The 18,768-nt window shown below is 68.1% G+C and carries 16 protein-coding genes and 1 pseudogene; 10 read left to right on the top strand and 7 right to left on the bottom strand.

Annotated elements, in window-relative coordinates:
• Window positions 1-351: 351 nt before the first annotated feature.
• A complete protein-coding gene (locus ACM9NP_RS17505; protein ID WP_415647793.1) occupies window positions 352-1,209 on the bottom strand; it encodes a sulfurtransferase in 858 nt (285 codons plus the stop codon).
• A 32-nt stretch (window positions 1,210-1,241) separates the two neighbouring features.
• Window positions 1,242-1,667 carry a deaminase gene (locus ACM9NP_RS17500; protein ID WP_415647792.1) on the bottom strand — a complete coding sequence of 142 codons (426 nt, stop codon included), beginning with the start codon at window positions 1,665-1,667 and terminating at the stop codon, window positions 1,242-1,244.
• Between the two features lie 173 nt (window positions 1,668-1,840).
• Here ACM9NP_RS17500 and ACM9NP_RS17495 point away from each other — a divergent pair, with 173 nt between their 5' ends.
• Genes ACM9NP_RS17495 through ACM9NP_RS17465 form a run of 7 tightly spaced genes read left to right on the top strand, consistent with a single transcriptional unit; the run spans window position 1,841 to window position 10,680 of the window.
• The gene (locus ACM9NP_RS17495; RefSeq protein WP_415647791.1) at window positions 1,841-3,238 is read left to right on the top strand and encodes a hypothetical protein; all 1,398 of its coding nucleotides are present in this window, start codon (window positions 1,841-1,843) and stop codon (window positions 3,236-3,238) included.
• Window positions 3,235-4,197 (top strand): glutamate ABC transporter substrate-binding protein, encoded by a 963-nt coding sequence (locus tag ACM9NP_RS17490; RefSeq protein ID WP_415647790.1) that lies wholly within the window; start codon window positions 3,235-3,237, stop codon window positions 4,195-4,197. Before ACM9NP_RS17495 ends, ACM9NP_RS17490 begins: the two co-directional genes overlap by 4 nt.
• Window position 4,198: 1 nt before the next feature.
• A complete protein-coding gene (locus tag ACM9NP_RS17485) occupies window positions 4,199-5,380 on the top strand; it encodes a hypothetical protein (RefSeq protein ID WP_415647789.1) in 1,182 nt (393 codons plus the stop codon).
• A complete protein-coding gene (locus ACM9NP_RS17480) occupies window positions 5,377-7,695 on the top strand; it encodes a serine/threonine-protein kinase (protein WP_415647788.1) in 2,319 nt (772 codons plus the stop codon). Before ACM9NP_RS17485 ends, ACM9NP_RS17480 begins: the two co-directional genes overlap by 4 nt.
• On the top strand, window positions 7,692-8,726 hold the full coding sequence (locus ACM9NP_RS17475; protein ID WP_415647787.1) for a PP2C family protein-serine/threonine phosphatase: 1,035 nt from the start codon (window positions 7,692-7,694) through the stop codon (window positions 8,724-8,726). The genes ACM9NP_RS17480 and ACM9NP_RS17475 overlap by 4 nt, the downstream gene beginning before the upstream one ends.
• A complete protein-coding gene (locus tag ACM9NP_RS17470) occupies window positions 8,723-10,021 on the top strand; it encodes a VWA domain-containing protein (protein WP_415647786.1) in 1,299 nt (432 codons plus the stop codon). Before ACM9NP_RS17475 ends, ACM9NP_RS17470 begins: the two co-directional genes overlap by 4 nt.
• Window positions 10,018-10,680 carry an FHA domain-containing protein gene (locus ACM9NP_RS17465; protein ID WP_415647785.1) on the top strand — a complete coding sequence of 221 codons (663 nt, stop codon included), beginning with the start codon at window positions 10,018-10,020 and terminating at the stop codon, window positions 10,678-10,680. Before ACM9NP_RS17470 ends, ACM9NP_RS17465 begins: the two co-directional genes overlap by 4 nt.
• An 80-nt stretch (window positions 10,681-10,760) precedes the next feature.
• Here the strand turns inward: ACM9NP_RS17465 and ACM9NP_RS17460 are convergent, their stop codons facing one another.
• Window positions 10,761-11,096 carry a VOC family protein gene (locus ACM9NP_RS17460; RefSeq protein WP_415647784.1) on the bottom strand — a complete coding sequence of 112 codons (336 nt, stop codon included), beginning with the start codon at window positions 11,094-11,096 and terminating at the stop codon, window positions 10,761-10,763.
• A gap of 307 nt (window positions 11,097-11,403) precedes the next feature.
• Here ACM9NP_RS17460 and ACM9NP_RS17455 point away from each other — a divergent pair, with 307 nt between their 5' ends.
• Together ACM9NP_RS17455 and ACM9NP_RS17450 are read left to right on the top strand one after the other, a co-directional pair.
• Window positions 11,404-11,751 (top strand): ArsR/SmtB family transcription factor, encoded by a 348-nt coding sequence (locus ACM9NP_RS17455; RefSeq protein WP_415647783.1) that lies wholly within the window; start codon window positions 11,404-11,406, stop codon window positions 11,749-11,751.
• 112 nt (window positions 11,752-11,863) lie between these two features.
• Window positions 11,864-12,319 (top strand): VOC family protein, encoded by a 456-nt coding sequence (locus ACM9NP_RS17450; RefSeq protein WP_415647782.1) that lies wholly within the window; start codon window positions 11,864-11,866, stop codon window positions 12,317-12,319.
• 113 nt (window positions 12,320-12,432) lie between these two features.
• Here ACM9NP_RS17450 and ACM9NP_RS17445 read toward each other — a convergent pair whose 3' ends face one another.
• A complete protein-coding gene (locus ACM9NP_RS17445) occupies window positions 12,433-15,261 on the bottom strand; it encodes a vitamin B12-dependent ribonucleotide reductase (protein ID WP_415647781.1) in 2,829 nt (942 codons plus the stop codon).
• A 99-nt stretch (window positions 15,262-15,360) separates the two neighbouring features.
• The gene (gene nrdR, locus ACM9NP_RS17440; protein WP_415647780.1) at window positions 15,361-15,849 is read right to left on the bottom strand and encodes a transcriptional regulator NrdR; all 489 of its coding nucleotides are present in this window, start codon (window positions 15,847-15,849) and stop codon (window positions 15,361-15,363) included.
• Between the two features lie 534 nt (window positions 15,850-16,383).
• Between nrdR and lexA the strand changes: the two genes are divergently transcribed.
• Complete coding sequence (lexA, locus tag ACM9NP_RS17435) at window positions 16,384-17,049, top strand: transcriptional repressor LexA (RefSeq protein ID WP_415647779.1); 666 nt, start codon at window positions 16,384-16,386, stop codon at window positions 17,047-17,049.
• A gap of 55 nt (window positions 17,050-17,104) precedes the next feature.
• Here lexA and ACM9NP_RS17430 read toward each other — a convergent pair whose 3' ends face one another.
• Both ACM9NP_RS17430 and ACM9NP_RS17425 read right to left on the bottom strand, forming a co-directional pair.
• Window positions 17,105-18,472 (bottom strand): hypothetical protein, encoded by a 1,368-nt coding sequence (locus ACM9NP_RS17430; RefSeq protein ID WP_415647797.1) that lies wholly within the window; start codon window positions 18,470-18,472, stop codon window positions 17,105-17,107.
• Between the two features lie 33 nt (window positions 18,473-18,505).
• Window positions 18,506-18,688 (bottom strand): annotated as a pseudogene (locus ACM9NP_RS17425) (hypothetical protein); the annotation flags it as partial.
• Window positions 18,689-18,768: the final 80 nt, after the last annotated feature.

The following is an 18,768-nucleotide window of genomic DNA, read 5'->3' as shown; positions in this document are numbered from 1 at the left end:
GTCGGGGTGGGCGCGGGGGCGGCGTCGCTCGCCGAATCCAGCGCGGCGCAACCCGATACGGCCAACGTGACCGCGACGGCGACGACGAAGGTCGAAAGCCTACGGTGGCGCATGTTCTCAACTTCCTTGTTCGTGGGGCGGCACCCAACCTACCCGGCGCCGGCGGCACTGGGCAGTGCCCGCCCACAGGGGGATTCCGGGGTGGAGAGCACGGACCGGGCGCGAACCGCGCCGCGCGGTCGAGACCGTGCGGCGCGCTGGGGCAACGTCATCATGCCCGGCGTTGTGCGGCCGCCATTGGCGGGCCCGCCCGTCGCACGACGGAGACGGCCGCAGAGAACGCCCGATCCCTTAAGTGGCAAGGAATTCCGCCAACGTGGCTAAGTCCCCCGCGGCCGCCTCGCCACGCGCCACCGGGCGATCACCGGACGCGATCCAGCCGCTCCACGATCCGATGTAGACCGGCGGGATGGGACGATCGGTGGACGCGACGGCGAGCGCGGCCCGCGCGGCGGTGATGCCCGAACCGCAGTACACCGCGATGTCGCGCGGAAGATCCGCGAGCTCCCTCCGGCGAGCGTCGGCGTTGATGAAGCCGCCGCCGGGCGCGATCAGGTCCGTGTCGGGGTGGTTGACGGCGCCCGGAATGTGGCCGGCGACCGGGTCGATCGGTTCGACCTCGCCCCGGTATCGAGCGGCCGCGCGAACGTCGACAAGGGTCCGGTCCTCTGCCCACTCGGCCGCGCCCGCGGCGTCGAGGACCGGCAGCGAACCGGGGGTGACGACGATGTCGCCGGGTTGGGGCGTGACCTCGTCCGTGCTGACCGGGCCGTCGGCGGCGATCCACGCCGGATATCCGCCGTCGAGCACCTTGACCTCCGCGATTCCGGCCCAACGCAGGGTCCACCACGCGCGCGCCGCCGCGAGCATGTCCCCGCCGTCGTACACGACGACCGCGCTGTTGGCGGCGATTCCGCTGCGGCGCAGGCGATCCTGCAGGGCGGCGACCTCCGGCAGGGGGTGCCGGCCATCCGGCCCGGGTCGTCCACACAGGTCTTCGTCGACGTCGACGAAGACGGCGCCCGGAACATGACCGGCGGAGTAGGCGCCGTGGTCCGCGCCGTCGGCGAGGCTCCATCGAACGTCGAGCAGAACCGGGTTCGAACCGGTGAGGAGTGTTCGCAGGGTGGACGCGTCGATGAGTGGCATGGGCCGATTGTCGCTCACCATGGGTCGATCCGTCACAGGTGGGCGTTGACGGCGCGGGCCTCCTCGGCCAGTTCGGCGAGGTGCACCACGGTGACGCCCGCCGCGCGCAGCACCGCGGCTCCGGTGCCGATGACGAAGGTGTCGGGTTCGGCCCAGGCGTATACGACCCGCCGGATACCCGCGTCGATGACGCGGTCGGCACAGGGACGCGGACGGGACGCGCGGCGTCCACAGGGTTCCAGCGAGGTGTAGATCGTCGCGGTGGAGACGTCGGCGTCGCCGAGGTGCCGCAACGCGACCTCCTCCGCATGATCGAGCGGGTCCTCCTGCCGCGAGTATCCGGTGGCGAGGGCCCGCCCGTCGGCGACGATGACGGCGCCGACGCTGTAGGCCGTCGTCGACACGGGACACTGCCGGGACAGGTCGATCGCCTGGTGTAGCCACTCGTGGTCGTTCACGGCCTCTTCGCTTCCGTCGGCGGGGTGGATTCCAGTGTGCCCCGGCGGCTCGACGACGCCGTCTCGGATCGGCCTTTCGCACCGTCAAATCAGGACGGCGGGTGGGTTCGCCTCTTGTTGACCACCAGTACCATGTCAACGCATATGCCCCACCGGTACCTGGAGGATGCCCTGTGACAGCCGTGCCCACGACCGGTGCCCCACAAGGTCTGTCGCCTTCGTCCGGGGGCCCGCCCGGATCGCCGCCCCAACAGCGCGGCGGGGGTGGGCAACTGCGCCGATATCGGCCGACGAAGTCACCTCTGGCGTTGATGGCGCACACCCCGGGCCGTATGACGGTCGGCCTGGTTCTGGTGCTCGTGTCGTTGTTGCTCGCCGGGGCGTCGGCGGTGTGGGACTCGTCGACGCGGACCGAACTGATCGACGAGGCCTCGGGACAGCGGGGGCGGATGAGCGTCGCCGCCTTCGACATGTACCGGGCGCTTTCGGACGCGGACGCGGCCATCACCGGGGCGTTCCTGCCCGGCCAGTCCGCGAAGAGCGACCTGCGCGACGCGTACGAGGCGGGCATCAGCCGCGCGTCGGCCGCGGTGACGGTTCTGGCGGATGAGGCCACGTCGAAGCGGCAGGTCGAGCAGGTGGCGGAACTGTCGGCGATGCTGCCCGCGTACACCGGGCTCGTGGAGACGGCCCGTTCATACCACCGGCAGGGGATGCCGTTGGGGATCGCGTATCTGCGTGACGCGTCGTCCCTCGTCCGAGAGCAGATGCTGCCCATCACGCAGCAGCTCCAGTCGTCCTCTATGGAGGAATTGACGGTCGCGAAGGACGGCGCCGCCGGTTTCCCGTGGGTGGCCGCGTTGCTCGGCGTCATCGCGCTGGGCGGCCTCGGCTACGTGCAGTACCGACTCGCCAAGCGCACCAACCGAGTCCTCAACATCGGACTCGGGTCCGCCACGGCGGCGCTCCTGGTGTCGCTGTTGTGGATGCTCGTGTCGTGGGCGAGCGCGGCGGGCCACCTGACGGCTGGCGACGAGAACGGGACGCGTCCGTTGGCGATCCTGTCCCAGGCGCACATCAGCGCGCAGCAGGCCCGCAGCGACGAGGCCTTGACGTTGATCGCGCAGGGCACCGACACCGACTTCGAGGCGGACTTCGTGGAGAAGCTCGACGAGCTGATCGGCGAGGACGGTAAGTCGGGATCGCTCGGCGAGGTGCGGGCCGCGTTCACGGACACCGAGCTGTCGCAACACATCGACGCGGCGATCGAGGCGGCGACGCAATGGCGGGAGGCGCACACCTCGGTACGCGAGCTCGATGACAACGGCCACTATGACGAGGCGGTCGAGGCGGCGATCGGCGTGGAGGCCGGCCAGGCCGGCGCGGCGTTCGCGGCCCTCAACGACGCGTTGACGAAGGCGAACGACATCGCCGCCGAACGGTTCACGACCGAGACGGCGGCGGCGGGCTCGGCGCTGACGGCGACCGGCATCGGATTCAGCGTTCTCGCGCTCGGAGCGATGGCTGCCGCGCTGACAGGTTTCACTCGACGAATTTCGGAGTATCGATGAAGACGTCTTTGCGATCCCGGCTGTCCATCGCCGGGCTGGTCGTGTCGTTGTTGGCCGTCAGTGGTTGCGGCGCGGGTGAGGTCCCGGTGTCGGCGGATCCGGTCATGGTCGACGACCGACCGGCCGGTGTGGAGGATCCCGCCGAGCTGCCCGACACGGTCACCGACGACACGAGCTGCGAACCGCGCGCGAGCTTCCGTCCGTCGACGAACACCGACGCCTCCGAGCTCAAGCGCATCATCGAACGTGGGCGGTTGATCGTCGGCGTCGACCAGAACTCGTACATGCTCGGCTATCGCGATCCGCTCACCGGTGAGATGGCGGGCTTCGACATCGCCATCGCGCGGGAGATCGCGCGGGACCTGCTGGGTGACCCGGACGCGATCCAGTTCAAGGCGATCAGCTCCGCGCAGCGCGTCCCGGTCCTCGCGGACGAGAAGGTCGACCTCGTGGTGCGCAGCATGTCGATGACCTGTGCCCGTTGGGAAGAGGTGTCGTTCTCGACGGAGTACTACACCGCCGGGCAGAAGGTGCTGGTGGCCGCGACGTCGACGGCCGAGAGCATCGACGACCTCTCCGGCCAGAAGATCTGCGCCGCCGCCGGATCGACGTCGCTGCGTCGCATCCACGACCACGGTGCCGTTCCCGTGTCGGTGCGCGACTGGACCGACTGCCTGATCCTGTTGCAGCAGGGCGAGGTCGCCGCCGTGTCCACCGACGACGTCATCCTCGCGGGGATGGCCGCCCAGGACCCGAACACCAAGGTGATCGGGGAGGCCCTGTCGGAGGAGCCGTACGGTGTCGCCGCGAACAAGTCCCACAGTGGACTCGTCCGGTTCGTGAACGCGACGCTCGACCGCATCCGTTCCGACGGCACCTGGGACGATCTGTACGACGAGTCGCTGCGCGACACACTGGGCGACGGCTCGGCGCCTTCCCCGAAGTACCAGGACGACTGACATGTCCGACAACGCCACACCGCTGGAGCGTGACGCGCAGGCGGCGCTGACCGACTATCAGCGCATCGCCGCGCGAATGTACACCTTGGACGCGAACATGGGCCGCCGGTTCCTCGCCGACGGCGAGTTGGTCGGCCGCACCGCCGACATCGCCGCCGAGGTGAACGAGCGCTCGCAACGGTTGTGGTCGCGGTTCGACTGGTTGCGCCGCAGCATCGAGCGCATCCCCTCCCCCGGGCCCGCCGGTTTCGACGCGACGACGGTCCGGACGGTCGCCCCACTGCTCTCCGAGGACGTCGTTCCGTTGCGGGACGACGGCACCCCGGCCGAGAACGGGGACGCCACCACGTCCCGAGTGTCGTTGGCGCAGTTGGCTTCCGGCATCGAGACCGAGTCCGTGGACCTGCTCGCGATGTGCCAGCAGGTCGACGGCGCGTGCGCGGACCTGGCGGACCGCGTCGCCGAGATCGACGCCTGCTTCGAGTACGTGGAGGGGCTGCGTCGCGCCGAGGAACTGCCGCACGACGCGCTCGTCGACCGGATGCGCGCGCGACGCGACACCGACGTCCGACGCGCCCTGGGCGACCCGTTGACGGCGGTCGAGGAGCAGTGGCTGCGGGAGCTGGGCGCCGACATTCGCGCCTACGCCGGACGTCTCACCACTTTGGATGAGGTTCGGCAGCAGTATCCGACTCAGGCGACTCAACTGCGAGAACAGATCGCCGCGCTCTCGGCGGCCGAGCACACCGCGATGGCGGCGTGCGAACTGGCGACAGCCAAGATCGCCGATCCGCCCGCGCCCCGGTTGAACCCGATGGCGCCCGCCCTGTCGGGCCTTCTGATGGCCTCGCAGGGCAGCGCCGACGTCGGAGACTGGGCGGTCGTGGCCCGCCAGTTGTCGGACGTGGGCGAACGACTCGCGACGGCCGCCGCGAAAGCCGAACGCGCAGCCTCGCAGGCGCAGGCCCTGTTGGATCGCCGAACCGAACTACGGGGCCGATTCTCGGCGTACACGGCGAAGGCGGCCCGCCTCGGCGCCATCGAGGAACCCGCGACCGCGTCCGTCCACGCGGAGGCGCAACGTCTACTACAGACGGCGCCATGCGACCTTCCGGCCGCGACACGGGCATTGCACCAGTTCCAACTAGCGATACAGGCATCGACCAAGGAGGCGCGGCGATGAACCGGTCCTGCATTCAACCGGGCTGCCCCGGCCAGTACGGCGATCACGGCTACTGCGAGGAGTGCGGCACTCGCGCGCCGGTGTCGCAGCAGCCCGCTCCGGGGCCGGTCTCGGGCGTCGCGCCGATGTCCGCCGCGCCGAGCTCCGGGGGCGCTCCGCACTATTCGGCGTCCGTTCCGGCGCAGTCGGTGCACTCGATGTCGCAGCGGACGGGACCCGTGTCGCGCGCGACGCAGTCGGTGACCGGCTCGATGCCGTTCACGAGCGGCAGCACCCGATCCCGGGTGCGCGGCGGCATGCGGGACGTACCGCTGGTCCCAGCACGCAACCCCGCCGAGGCGATCCTGGCCGACCCGAGCGTCCCCGAATCGAAGCGCAGCTGCGGTCAGTGCCATAAACCGGTCGGCCGTCGCGGGCCGCAGGGTCCCGGCCGCACACAGGGCTTCTGCCCGCACTGCCGCCACCGTTTCTCATTCGTCCCGAGCCTCAACAGCGGTGACATGGTCGCGTCGCGATACGAGATCCTCGGGGCGATGGCGCACGGCGGCCTCGGCTGGGTGTACCTCGCCCGCGACCAGAACATCGGCGACGACGTGGCCGAACGCTGGGTCGTCCTCAAAGGACTCATCGACACCAGCGACCCGGACGCGATCGAGGCGGCCATCGCCGAACGTCGATTCCTCGCCGCGCTCGACCACCCGAACATCGTCCAGATCTACGACTTCGTCCGTCACCCGGACCCTCGCACCAACGAACCGCTCAGCTACATCGTCATGGAATACATCCCCGGACGATCACTTCGCGACCTGCGCCGCGACCACACCGACGGCTCCGGGAACCCGATGCCGCTGCCGCTGTCCCAGGTGCTGACCTACGCCTCCGAGATCCTGCCCGCGCTCGGCTACCTGCACCAGCAGGGTCTGCTCTACTGCGACTTCAAGCCGGACAACGTCATCCACGTCGAATCCTGGCTGAAACTCATCGACCTCGGCGCCGTCCGCCGCATCGACGACCGCGAGTCGGCCGTCTTCGGAACACCCGGCTACGCCGTCACCGACGACGAGATCATCAACCACGGACCGTCCGTCTCGTCCGACCTGTACACGATCGCCCGGTCGATGGCCGTCATGGCCTTCGACTTCCACGGCTTCTCCCGCCAGTTCCGCAACCAACTGCCCTCCCCACAGCAGGAACCGCTCTTCGCGCGCTACGAATCCTTCCACCGGCTCCTACTGCGGGCGACGCACCCGGTTCCCGAGGAACGATTCACCTCCGCCGAAGACATGCGCGAACAGCTCCTCGGTGTACGGCAGGAGGTCGTCTCCGTCGAGACGGGACAGGCGCAGGGCAACAACTCCGTCCTGTTCACCCCCGAACCCCGCACCTTCGGGGTCCCGGACCCCGAGACGGGCGCGTTCCGACCACTCGTCGGCAAAGACGTCGGCCAGCTGCTGCCGCTGCCCCTCGTCGACTCCGACGACCCGTCGGCGGGATTCCTCGCGACGCTGACCAGCACCGACCCGATGGAGATCCTCTTCCAGCTGCAACAGGCACCCGTCGACAGCCCCGAGGTCAAACTGCGGCGCATCCGCACCAACATCGCCTACGGCAACCTCACCGCGGCCACGATCAACCTCGACGACTACGCCGCCACCACAAAGGACTGGCGGATCACCTGGTGGCGCGGCGTCATCGCGCTCCTCACCGACCGATTCGCCGACGCCCGCAACGCCTTCGACTGGACGTACAGCCACCTGCCCGGAGAGATCGCGCCGACGCTCGCCCTCGCCGCCGCCTGCGAACTCTCCGGCGAACCGTCGATCGCGCTCGGGGTCTACTCACGCATCTGGCAGACCGACCGCCGCTACGTCAGCTCCGGATTCGGGCAGGCCAGACTCCTCGCGGGCAACGGACACTCCGCGGCGGCGGTCGGCGTCCTCGACTCCGTTCCGTCATCGTCGAACCAGCACACGACGGCCCAGGTCAGCACCATCGGGCTCCGGCTCGCCACCGGTGGCGGCCGCCCCGGCCTCGACGACATCCGCGACGCCGCGAACCGGCTATCCACTCTCGACCTACCGCCGAACCGGAAGCTCCTGCTGACCGCGCGCATCCTCGACGCGTGCCTCACCCTGGTCGGCGCGCACGGGCCGATTCCCGGCGCCGTCATCCTGAACCACCCGGTCGAGGAGAAGGCGCTCCGCTTCGGCCTCGAGCACACCTATCGCGAACTCGCGCTGACCTGCTCATCCCGACGCGACCGGATCGCCTACATCGATCAGGCCAACACGATTCGACCCTGGACTCTGGTATGACGACGCGAGCCGACACCGTCACCTGCCCCGTCTGCGCGGAACCCGCCGACCCCAGTCACCTCGGTTGCGAGGCGTGCGGCGCCGACCTCTACCCGGACAGCGTCAACCCGGGCCACTGGCTGTCCTCCGCGGCCGAGTCCGGCCCCTGCGCCGAATGCGGCGGGAACGCCACCGACGCGAGCGGCTACTGCCAGACCTGCGGCACCCGCCAGACCAGCACCTGCGACCGCGTCGAACTCGACCTGTCGAGCCTCGGCGCCGCGACCGACTTCGGCCGCCGCCACCACTACAACCAGGACGCGATGGCGATCGGACGACACGGCGACACGGCCGTCGCCGTCGTCTGCGACGGCGTGTCCTCCTCCACCTTCGGCGAACTCGCCGCGCTCGCCGCCGCCGAGGCGGGCGTCACCGCGATCCTCCACCGCCTCGAAACGCACCACCCCGCGCACGATGCCGCGACGGCCGGAGTCACCAGCGCCGCCGTCCGCGCCGCCGAATCGGGCCGCCAGTTCGAGGACAACCCGCCCAGCTGCACCTACGTCAGCGGTGTCGTCACGAGAGACGAAATCGTCATCACCTGGGTCGGGGACAGTCGCGCCTACTGGATCGACTCGACGGGCGTCCGCTGCCTCACCGTCGACGACACGCATTTCGGTCGCCTCGAAGCCCACGGTGTGCCCTATGAGGACGATCGCTATCGCACTCCGTACGCCAAGGCCCTCCTGGCCTGGCTCGGCGCCGACGCGCCCGACCTCGAACCCAACACCTTCGCGTTCTCACCAACAGGACCGGGGCTCCTCATCGTCTGCAGCGACGGCCTCTACGGCTACCTCGGCCACGATTCCGATCTCGCGAACCTCCTGCCCGACGGTCCCCCCGTCCACATCGCCGCCGAACTCACCCAGTGGGCGCGGCAACAGGGCGGCCGCGACAATATCAGCGTCGCGGTCATTCGATTCCCGTCCACCGATCCGACGAGCGACGACCCCCAGACCGTCCGACTGACCTACGAGGAGACAACCCCATGACAGGCTTCACCATCGACGTCGACCACAACGAGTTCATGGCCGAAGGCGACACCGTCGTCGACGCCATCGTCACGGTCACCTCGACGGGCGAGGCCGTTCCCGGGGGCGAAGGCGACACCCTCGCCCAGGTTCTCATCATCGACTGCTCCGGATCGATGACGGGCGCGCGCATCGCCGAAGCCAAACGCGCGACCGCGGCGGCCCTCGACGCCCTGCCCGACGGCGTCTCCTTCGCGATCGTCTCCGGCGCGACGATCGCGACAATGGCCTACCCCACCGACGAGAAGACGGCCGTCCTCAACGCCGACACCCGCGCCGCCGCGAAGAAGGCGATCCGCCGACTGTCCGCCAGCGGTGGCACCGCCATGGGCACCTGGCTCACGACCGCCGCCCGCGTTCTCGCCGAGGCGCCCACCAGCATCAAACACGCGCTGCTCCTCACCGATGGCTTCAACCAGCACGAATCACGTGAGTCCCTTCAGGAGGCACTCGACGCGTGCAAGGGCGAGTTCGTCTGCGACGCCGTCGGTATCGGCAGCGACTGGCACGCCGAGGAGATCCGCCTGATCGCCGACGGGCTGCTCGGGCAGGCCGACGGACTCCCCGACCAGATGGACTGGGAGACCGGTTTCGCGGCGATCACCCGCGACGCCACCAAGAAGACGATCGCCGATCTGGCGCTCCGCGTGTTCACCCCGGCCCGCAACGACATCCGCTTCATCAAGCAGATGAACCCGCACATCATCGACCTCAGCAAGCGCCGCACCGACATCGACGACAAAACGGGCGACTACGCCACCGGCGCGTGGGGCGCCGAGAGCCGCGAATTCCACATCAGCGTCGACGTGCCCCCGATCACCACCGGCGACGACAGACTGGCCGCCCGCATCAGCGTCGTCGCCGGGACCACCGAACTCGCCCGCGGCATGGTCACCGCGAAATGGACCGGCGACACGATGCTCTCCACAAAGCTCAACCCCAGGGTCGCGCACTACACCGGGCAGGCCGAACTCGCCGCCGCCATCCAGGAGGGGATTGCCGCCCACAAACGGGGCGACACGAGCGAGGCGACCAACAAACTCGGCAAGGCCATGACCCTGGCGAAGGAATCCGGCCACGACAACACCGCGAAACTCCTCGCCAAGGTCGTCGACGTCGACGACGCCGGCACCATCCAACTGAAGTCGAACGTCAAGGGCATCGACCTCGAGATGGCCGACGTCGCCTCGACGAAGACAGTCACCGTCCGCAAACGTCCCGACGGCACTCCGCCCGCCCAAGGAGCGCGCCCATGACCGTGTGCCCCAACCAACATCCAGTCCCCACCGCGCAGGAGTACTGCGACGAGTGCGGCAGCCGTGTCGCCACCGCCGCCGTCAGCGCCCCCGACGCGTGGACCTGTGCCCAAGGTGATTGCGGCACATACCAAAGCCTCAGTCGCTTCTGTGAGGCGTGCGGACACCCCAACCCCAGCCATCCCGACTACGACGGCCCCGAACCGGAGCCGTCCACCGCGAGCGCCCGGACCGAACCGACCACGGCCAAGCCCAGCTCGTGGACGCTGCACGCGACCGCCGACCGCGCGTACTTCGACCGCATGCTCTCGGGCGAGGGCCCGGACGCGCACGGACTCGCGTTCCCGGTGGTCTACCCCACCCGACAGTTCACGATCGCCACGCAGTCCGTCGTCGGTCGACGGTCGGTCAGCCGTGGGGTCGACCCCGACATCGACCTGTCGGCGGCGCCGGAGGACCCAGGCGTCTCCCACGTGCACGCCGTGTTCGTCCCCCATGAGAACGGCGCGCTCAGCGTCATCGACATGGGCTCCGCGAACGGCACCTATCTCAACGAATCCGACGAGCCGTTGCCGGCGAACACCCCGACGCCGCTGTCCAACGGTGACACCGTCCATGTCGGAGCGTGGACACGCCTCCGCATCGAGGCCGTCGGATAAACCCGACCTCGTTGGGGCCGAAGGGCCGCAAGGCGACCCCTCGGCCCCACCTGGTCCGAACAGGACCAAGTGGTCAGTCGTCAGTGCGAATCCGAGACACAGAACTCGTTGCCGTCGATGTCCTTGAGCACGGCCCACTTCGCGCCGGAGAACTCCCGGTCCGCCACGTGCGTCGCCCCCAACTCCAGCAACCGCGCCACCTCCACGGCGGCGTCGTCGACGGCCAGATCGAGGTGCAGGCGCTGGCCCGACTGCTCATCGCTGCGCTGGAAGCCGAGACCGACGCCGCCGGCCTCGGCGAAGATGTAGTCCCCGTAGTCACCGGTGACCTTGCCGCCCAAGGCACTGACCCACCAATCGGCGAGTCGCTTCGGATCCGGCGTGTTGAACGTGATGTTTCCAACTTGGATGGCCATCCCCACACCCTAGGCAGCACCTCCGACAAAAACCTTCCGACGACACCACGGTGCTATCGTGACCGCCGACGTCGGAACTCGCCCCCTCGACTCGGGTCTCGTGAACGAGTGCCGGACCGCCCTTCGACAGCCGCGAGCTCCCACCCACCGGCGTCGGCGATGATTCCGGGGTGACGGAGCACCGGGGAGCACTCGACGACATGACCACCGACCCTTCGCGGCCGTTCGAACGCGAGCACGGCGGTGACGACACGACCGATCCGCTGGGGAACGTGCCAGCCCGTACCCGACAAGGCGGTTGAACGCAGTGCCGACGGACCACCTCTCCATCACCTTCGCGGCCCTCGCCGACCCGATACGCAGGGCGATTCTCGCCAGACTCGCCGAGGGCGAGGCCACCGTCATGGAACTGGCCGCGCCGTTCGACATCAGCGCTCCCGCGATCTCGCGCCACCTCAAAGTCCTCGAACGAGCGGGGTTGATCTCACGCGGGCGCGCCGCCCAATGGCGCCCCTGCCGGCTCGAGATCGCCGCCCTGGACGAGGTGTCCTCCTGGATCGACCACTATCGCCGGTTCTGGGACGACCGCTTCGACGGTCTCGCCGCGCACCTCGAACGGCTCCAGCGCGAGAACCCGCGAACCGACCCGCAGTAGCCACGACCGCCATACCGTGACACCCCGGCCGGCAATACCGCGTGAATGACCTACCTCGACGGTACGTTGAGCCCGACAGCGCCAACGACCGAGGTACCACAAAGGACATACCATGCAGAAGATCACCACCTTCCTCTGGTTCGAGAACAACGCCGAGGAAGCGGCCCTGTTCTATACCTCCGTATTCGCCGACTCCGAGATCCTCGACGTCACCCGACTTCCCGACGGAAAGACCAGCACCGTCACCTACCGGCTCTTCGACCAGCAGTACATCGCGCTGAACGGCGGCCCGCACTTCACGTTCACCGAGGCGATCTCGCTGTACGTCGACTGCGCCGACCAGGCCGAGGTCGACACGCTCTGGACGGCTCTCCTCGCCGACGGCGGCATGGAATCCCAATGCGGCTGGCTCAAGGACAAGTTCGGCCTGTCCTGGCAGATCATCCCCCGCGACCTGCCCAGGCTCCTGGCCGATCCCGACGCGGACAAGGCGAACAGGGTCCTGCAGGCCATGCTCAAGATGGTGAAGATCGACGTCCAGGCACTCCACGACGCAGCCAACGGCTGACCGCCGCATCCCCGCCGGACGCCACCGGCCCGAATGAACGCGCCCCCTTCGACGTGACGACGACGAAGGGCGGTGGACGTCGATCGACACCCACCGCCCCGTTCACGCGATCGTCAGCTGCAACCGCTGGTCGAACCGCAGCCCTCGCAGACGTAGCAGCTGCCCGCCGGGCGCATCTTCGTCCCACAGGTCATGCACAGTGGAGCGTCAGCGGCCTTGCCCTGTACCGCTTCCAGCAACTCCGTCGACGATCCGATCTTCGCCGGCATCACCTCGTGGAGCTTCTCCGCGACCTTCGCGATCGGCGCCGAGGACGCCATCGCGGTCAGATCGACGTCCTCCTCGTCACGGTGGACGAGCGCCGGGTCCTCCCCGCGAGCCTCCGCCGTGCGCTCCGCCGCCGTCAGGATGCCGAGGTCGGCACGCGTCCCGTAGGGCAGGTAGTCGAGCGCCAGCCGACGGAACAGGTAATCCACGACGGACGACGCCATGCGGATGTCCGGGTCGTCGGTCATGCCCGCGGGCTCGAAGCGCATGTTCGTGAACTTCTCGACGTACTTCTCAAGCGGGACACCGTATTGCAGCGCGATCGAGATCGCCACGGAGAACGCGTCCATGATGCCCGCCAGGGTCGAGCCCTGCTTCGACATCTTGAAGAAGACCTCACCGAGGCCGTTGTCCGGGTATGTCGACGACGTCATGTAGCCCTCGGCGCCCGCCACCGAGAACGAGACCGTCTGGCTCTCGCGCTTCTTCGGCAGGCGACGACGCACCGGGCGGTACTCGACGACCTTCTCGACCTCGACCGGTTCGACTTCCTTCTTCTTCGCCGACAACGGCTGGCCGACCTTGCAGTTGTCCCGGTAGACGGCCAGCGCCTTCAGGCCGAGCTTCCAGCCCTCGAAGTAGATCCGCTCGAACTCCTCGACCGATGCCGACTCGGGCACGTTGACCGTCTTCGAGATCGCACCGGACACGAAGGGCTGCACCGCCGCCATCATCTTCACGTGCCCCATCGGCGAGATCGAACGCTCGCCCATCGCGCAATCGAAGACGGTGTAATGCTCCGGCCGCAGGCTCGGGGCGTCCACGACGTGGCCGTGCTCGCCAATGTACTCGGTGATGGCCTCGACGGCCTCCTCCGTGTACCCGAGCGTCCGCAGCGCGCGCGGCACGGTCTGGTTGACGATCTGCATCGACCCGCCGCCGACGAGCTTCTTGAACTTGACCAACGCCAGGTCGGGCTCGATCCCGGTGGTGTCGCAGTCCATCATGAACCCGATGGTCCCGGTGGGCGCGATGACGCTGGCCTGAGCGTTGCGCCAGCCGTTACGGTCGCCGATCTGATTGCCGCGCTGCCATTCCGTGGTCGCGAGCGTCAACAGTTCACGGTCCATGGTGCCGTAGGTCTTGACGTTGTCGACGGCCGCGGCGTGCTTGCGCATGACCCGCTTGTGCGCGTCCGCGTTGAGCGCGTAGGCCTCGTACGGGCCGACGACGCCCGCGAGCTCGGCCGAACGGCGGTAGGACACACCGGTCATGAGCGCGGTGATCGCGGCGGCGACGGCGCGGCCCTCGTCCGAGTCGTACGCGAAACCGGACGCCATCAGGAGCGCGCCGAGGTTGGCGTACCCGATGCCGAGCTGGCGGTGCGCCCGCGTGTTGACGCCGATCTTCTCGGTCGGGAAGTCCGCGAAGGAGATGGAGATCTCCATCGCGGTGATGACGAACTCGACGGCCTTGACGAAACGCTCGACGTCGAAGGTCCCGTCGTCGTTCAGGAACTTCATGAGGTTCAGCGACGCCAAGTTACATGAAGAGTTGTCAATGTGCAGGTACTCGGAGCACGGGTTGCTGGCCGTGATCGGGCCCGTCTCGGGGTTCGTGTGCCAGTCGTTGATGGTGTCGTTGTACTGGATGCCCGGGTCGGCGCACTCCCACGCGGCCTTGGCCATCTTGTGGAAGAGCCCCTTGGCATCGACGCGTTCGATGACGCGACCGTCCTCACGAGCACGCAACGCGAAGTCGGTGCCGTTCTCGACGGCCGTCATGAACTCGTCGGTGACGCGCACCGAGTTGTTGGCGTTCTGGTACTGAACGGAGACGATGTCCTTGCCGCCGAGGTCCATGTCGAAACCGGCGTCGCGCAGCGCGCGGATCTTGTCCTCCTCGCGCGCCTTGGTCTCGATGAACTCCTCGACGTCGGGGTGATCGACGTCGAGGATGACCATCTTCGCGGCGCGTCGGGTCGCCCCACCGGACTTGATGGTGCCCGCGCTGGCGTCGGCGCCGCGCATGAAGCTGACGGGGCCGGAGGCGTTCCCACCGGACGACAGCAGCTCCCGCGACGACCGGATCTTCGACAGGTTGACGCCGGAACCGGAGCCGCCCTTGAAGATCAGCCCCTCCTCCTTGTACCAGTCCAGGATGGAGTCCATCGAGTCGTCGACACTGAGGATGAAGCAAGCTGAGACCTGCTGGGGTGACGACGTTCCGACGTTGAACCAGACCGGCGAGTTGAAACTGAAGTACTGGTGGAGCAGGAGCCAGGTGAGCTCGGCCTCGAAGATCTCGGCGTCCGCGGTGGTGGCGAAGTAACGGTGTTCCTCACCGGCCTTGCGGTAGGTGCCGGCGATCCGGTCGATGAGCTGACGCAGGCTGTGTTCGCGCTCGGGTGTGCCGACCGCGCCTCGGAAGTACTTCGAGGTCACGATGTTGGTGGCGTTGACGCTCCAGGACGTGGGGAACTCGACCCCGCGCTGCTCGAAGTTGATGGAGCCGTCGCGCCAGTTCGTCATGACGACGTCGCGAGCCTCCCATTCGACCTCGTCGTACGGGTGAACGCCCGCGGTCGTCCAGACTCGCTGCACGGTCATCCCGCTACGAGCCTTGCCGTTCTTGGACTTCGCGGCGCGGGACGGTGTTTCGACTGCCTCACTCATGTCGCTCCCTGGTGTCGGTCCGCGCAGCCCACCGCGCGGCGATGTTCATGGTCAAAACGGCGAGCGGGTGCCCCGTTGAGGCCCGCCCGCCGGGGGTTCTCAGCTCGCGGTCGTGACCGGTTCGACGGCGTCCGCGCGCGATTGCGCGAACTCCCGCAACGACTCGATCTCCGACGCGAAGTCCTCGATGGATTCGAATGATCGATACACGCTCGCGAAGCGCAGGTATGCCACCTCGTCGAGCTCCCGGAGCGGCCCGAGGATGGCCAATCCGACCTCATTGGACGGAATCTCGGCGATACCGCGCGAGCGGATCTCGTCCTCGACGTTCTTGGCGAGCACCGCCAAGGCGTCCTCGTCGACGGGGCGCCCCTGGCACGCCTTGCGGACGCCGGCGGCCACCTTCGCGCGACTGAACGGCTCGGTGACGCCGGACCGCTTCACAACGGCCATGACGGACTCCTCGACCGTCGTGAACCGCTTTCCGCATTCCTGGCAGGAGCGTCGACGGCGAATCAGAACGCCGTCATCAGCCTCACGAGAATCGACGACTCGCGAGTCGGGATGCCGACAGTACGGGCATCGCACAACTGATCATCTCCTTGTTTTCCGCGTGATCCGTAGGCGTAATCGTCGTGATGTCGCCCTACCGCCCGTTTCGAGCCGAACCACTACACGTAGATGGTAGAGAGTATCCCACCCACAAGATGTTGTGTCTTCAGTCTATGCCCGACAAGCGAACGTCGCAAGGGATCGTGCCCGAACGGCGTTGTGGCGTTCGTGACTCACGGCGTCGCGCGGGCACGAGACGGTCGAATGAGGCGCGCTGGACCGTTGGGAGGCGTGTAGGCGCGCCGGGCCCGATGACGGTACGTGGGCGAACGCGACGAACGGGACGACGGTGAGTGATGTTGCACGAGCGCAGACGTGACCGTTGCGTGTCCTTGTGCGCCGACAGCCTATGCCACGCCCCAGATCGGGCGGGTTCGACCCGCGCGACACGCGAGCGCCAATCGAACTATTGTTTCACTTATCGTCCGATGATCGTCTAAAGTCGTCTTCGGCACACCACCCGGAAGGTACCCACCCGTCGCGGTAGGCGTCGGGCTCGGAGGAGGAAACGTGGCCACATCCCAAGTTCCGAACGTCGTCGAGGACCCGGATTCGGGCGAAGCGACGCTGACGGACCGGCAACGCAGGATCCTGGCGTGCATTCGCGACTCGATCGCCGATCGGGGTTACGCCCCGAGTGTGCGCGAGATCGGCGCGGTGGTGGGCCTCGCGTCCGCGTCTAGTGTGGCGTACCAGCTGAATCAACTGCAGCGCAAGGGTTTCCTGCGCAAGGACGCTCGACGTCCGCGTGCGGTGGACGTGCGTGGTTCGGTCGGCTCGGAGCAGGCGGCACTGCGGAAGCCTCCGCGCTACGTCCCGTTCCTCGGTGAGATCGCCGCGGGCGTGCCGATTCTCGCCGAAGAGCGTGTCGAGGAGATGTTCCCGCTTCCGGCGGAGTTCGTCGGCGAAGGTGACCTCTTCCTGTTGAAGGTCAAGGGCGATTCGATGATCGAAGCGGCCATCACGGACGGGGACTGGGTCGTCGTGCGGCAGCAGCCGGAGGCTCACAGCGGCGAAATCGTCGCGGCGATGATCGACGGTGAGGCGACGGTGAAGACGTTCAAGCGTCGTGACGGCAGGGTCGAGCTGTTGCCGGCGAACCCGCTGTACGACCCGATACCCGCGGAGAACGCGCAGATCCTCGGCCGGGTCGTCGCCGTGATGCGTCGGATCTGAGTCGTTTCGTCCGGGAGTTGACGGGGCGGTGTGCAGGACGGGCGGGAACGCCCGTTCAGCGTCCTCCGCCCCCGTACACGGTGCCGGTGCCGTCCTCGTGTCGACGCGGCGGTTCGCCGTAGACGTTGCCGCCGTTCTCCGGTCCGTATCCGGGTGCCGGTTCGCCGCGCTGGTCCTGGTTTCCCGGCTTCTCGAAGAGTCGGCCACCGCCGAGACCGTCGTCGGAATCGGCGTATTGGCGGGGTACGGGGTTTCCTCGACGGTCGTCGTAGTCGGGGTCGTCGTACCGATCGTCGCGCGGGCGACGGTCGTCCCGATAGCCGGAGTGGTCCCGGTCGTCATAGCGATCATCGTCGTAACGGTCGCCGCTGAAGCGGTCCTCGTCCAGGAAGCGATCGTCGTGACCGTGTTCGCGGTACCGATCCTCGTCGCGGCGACGGTCGTCGTAACGGTCGTCGCGGCCGTCGCGGTTGTCGAAGTCATCCATTGAGGCCGAGTTCGCCTCGCTGGCGGCGAGGGCCTTACGAGCCTTGCGCGCCTTGAGGATCACGCGCAGGCCGATGGCGAAGATGATCGCTCCGATGAACCCGACTCCGGCGATGACCCACAGGATGCCGTTGATGCCGAGGGTGTCGATGAGGCTCTTCTCCCGGGCGGGGGCGGCTTCATCGTCGTCGGACGCGGGTGGTGGAAGGGCCGCGGGTTCGTACGTCCACAGTCCGGCGTTGCTGATGACGGCGCCGGTCGCGTCGTCGATGATCGCCTCGGAGGCGGTGACGAAGGTGCCGTCGGCGGTGTACATGATCGCTTCGCCCTGCGGTTCGTCCGGCAGCGGCGTGATCGTCGGTTCCGTGTCGCCGATCAGCGTCGCACCGATGTCCCCGTCGACGACGGCCCACTCGTAAGCGTCGGTGTAGGTGCGCAGGACGACGCGGGAACCGTCGGCGGAGACGGCTCCGCCGGTCATCAGCGTCGAGACGGCGTCACCGAGGATCTCGGGGCCGCCGGATGTCTCGGTCTGCGCGATGGCGAGGGTGCCGATCTCCTCCAGCGGGAGCGGGTTGTCCTTGTCGAGCGCCTGGTCGAGACCAGCGGTGGGCCGGTAGAGGACGGGCGCGCCCGGGTCCTTCGTGACGAAGATCGGCACGCCGTCGGGGCCGAGGAGGAGCGCCTCGGTGTCATGTACCGCCCCGTCGGGGTAGACGAAGCGGTAGACGTTGTTGGTCGCGCCGTCCAGGCTGACCTCGTGGAGCGCGATGTTCGGCCGGTCCCACTGGTTGTTGCCGGTGTCGGCCACCCACAGGGTGCCGTCCTTGTCGACCGCGAGGTCTTCGGGGTCGGACGGGTCGATCGGCGAGGTGATCGTGTTGACGATCGCGCAGGTGTCGTCCAGTTCGACGATTCCGAGCTGGGTCTGGTCCATCGAGCCGTCGGTGACGGCGTAGTAGCCGCCGTNCGGCCTGGGTGCCAGGCCGGACAGCTCAGACAACGCGGGATCGGTTATCTCGCAGAGCTTCTCGCCGGGAGGCGGGTCTTCGGCGAGCGCTGCCGCGGGCACGGCGAGTACACCGATCACGCTCAGGATCGAAACGGTCGAGACTCGTCGCGCCGTGATGGGCGTCATTCGCCTTTGTCGCACGGGCCAAGTGTTGCACTCGGCGTCAAGTCCTCGGCAGCCGACGGGGTGGTTTCGTGTGGGGCGCAGGTCCTATCACGGCC

The organism is Stackebrandtia soli, assembly GCF_965137155.1.
GTDB classification, from domain to species: domain Bacteria; phylum Actinomycetota; class Actinomycetes; order Mycobacteriales; family Micromonosporaceae; genus Stackebrandtia; species Stackebrandtia soli.
The sequence above is the reverse complement of the archived record's forward strand: the minus strand, read 5'-3'. Positions and strand labels throughout refer to the sequence as shown.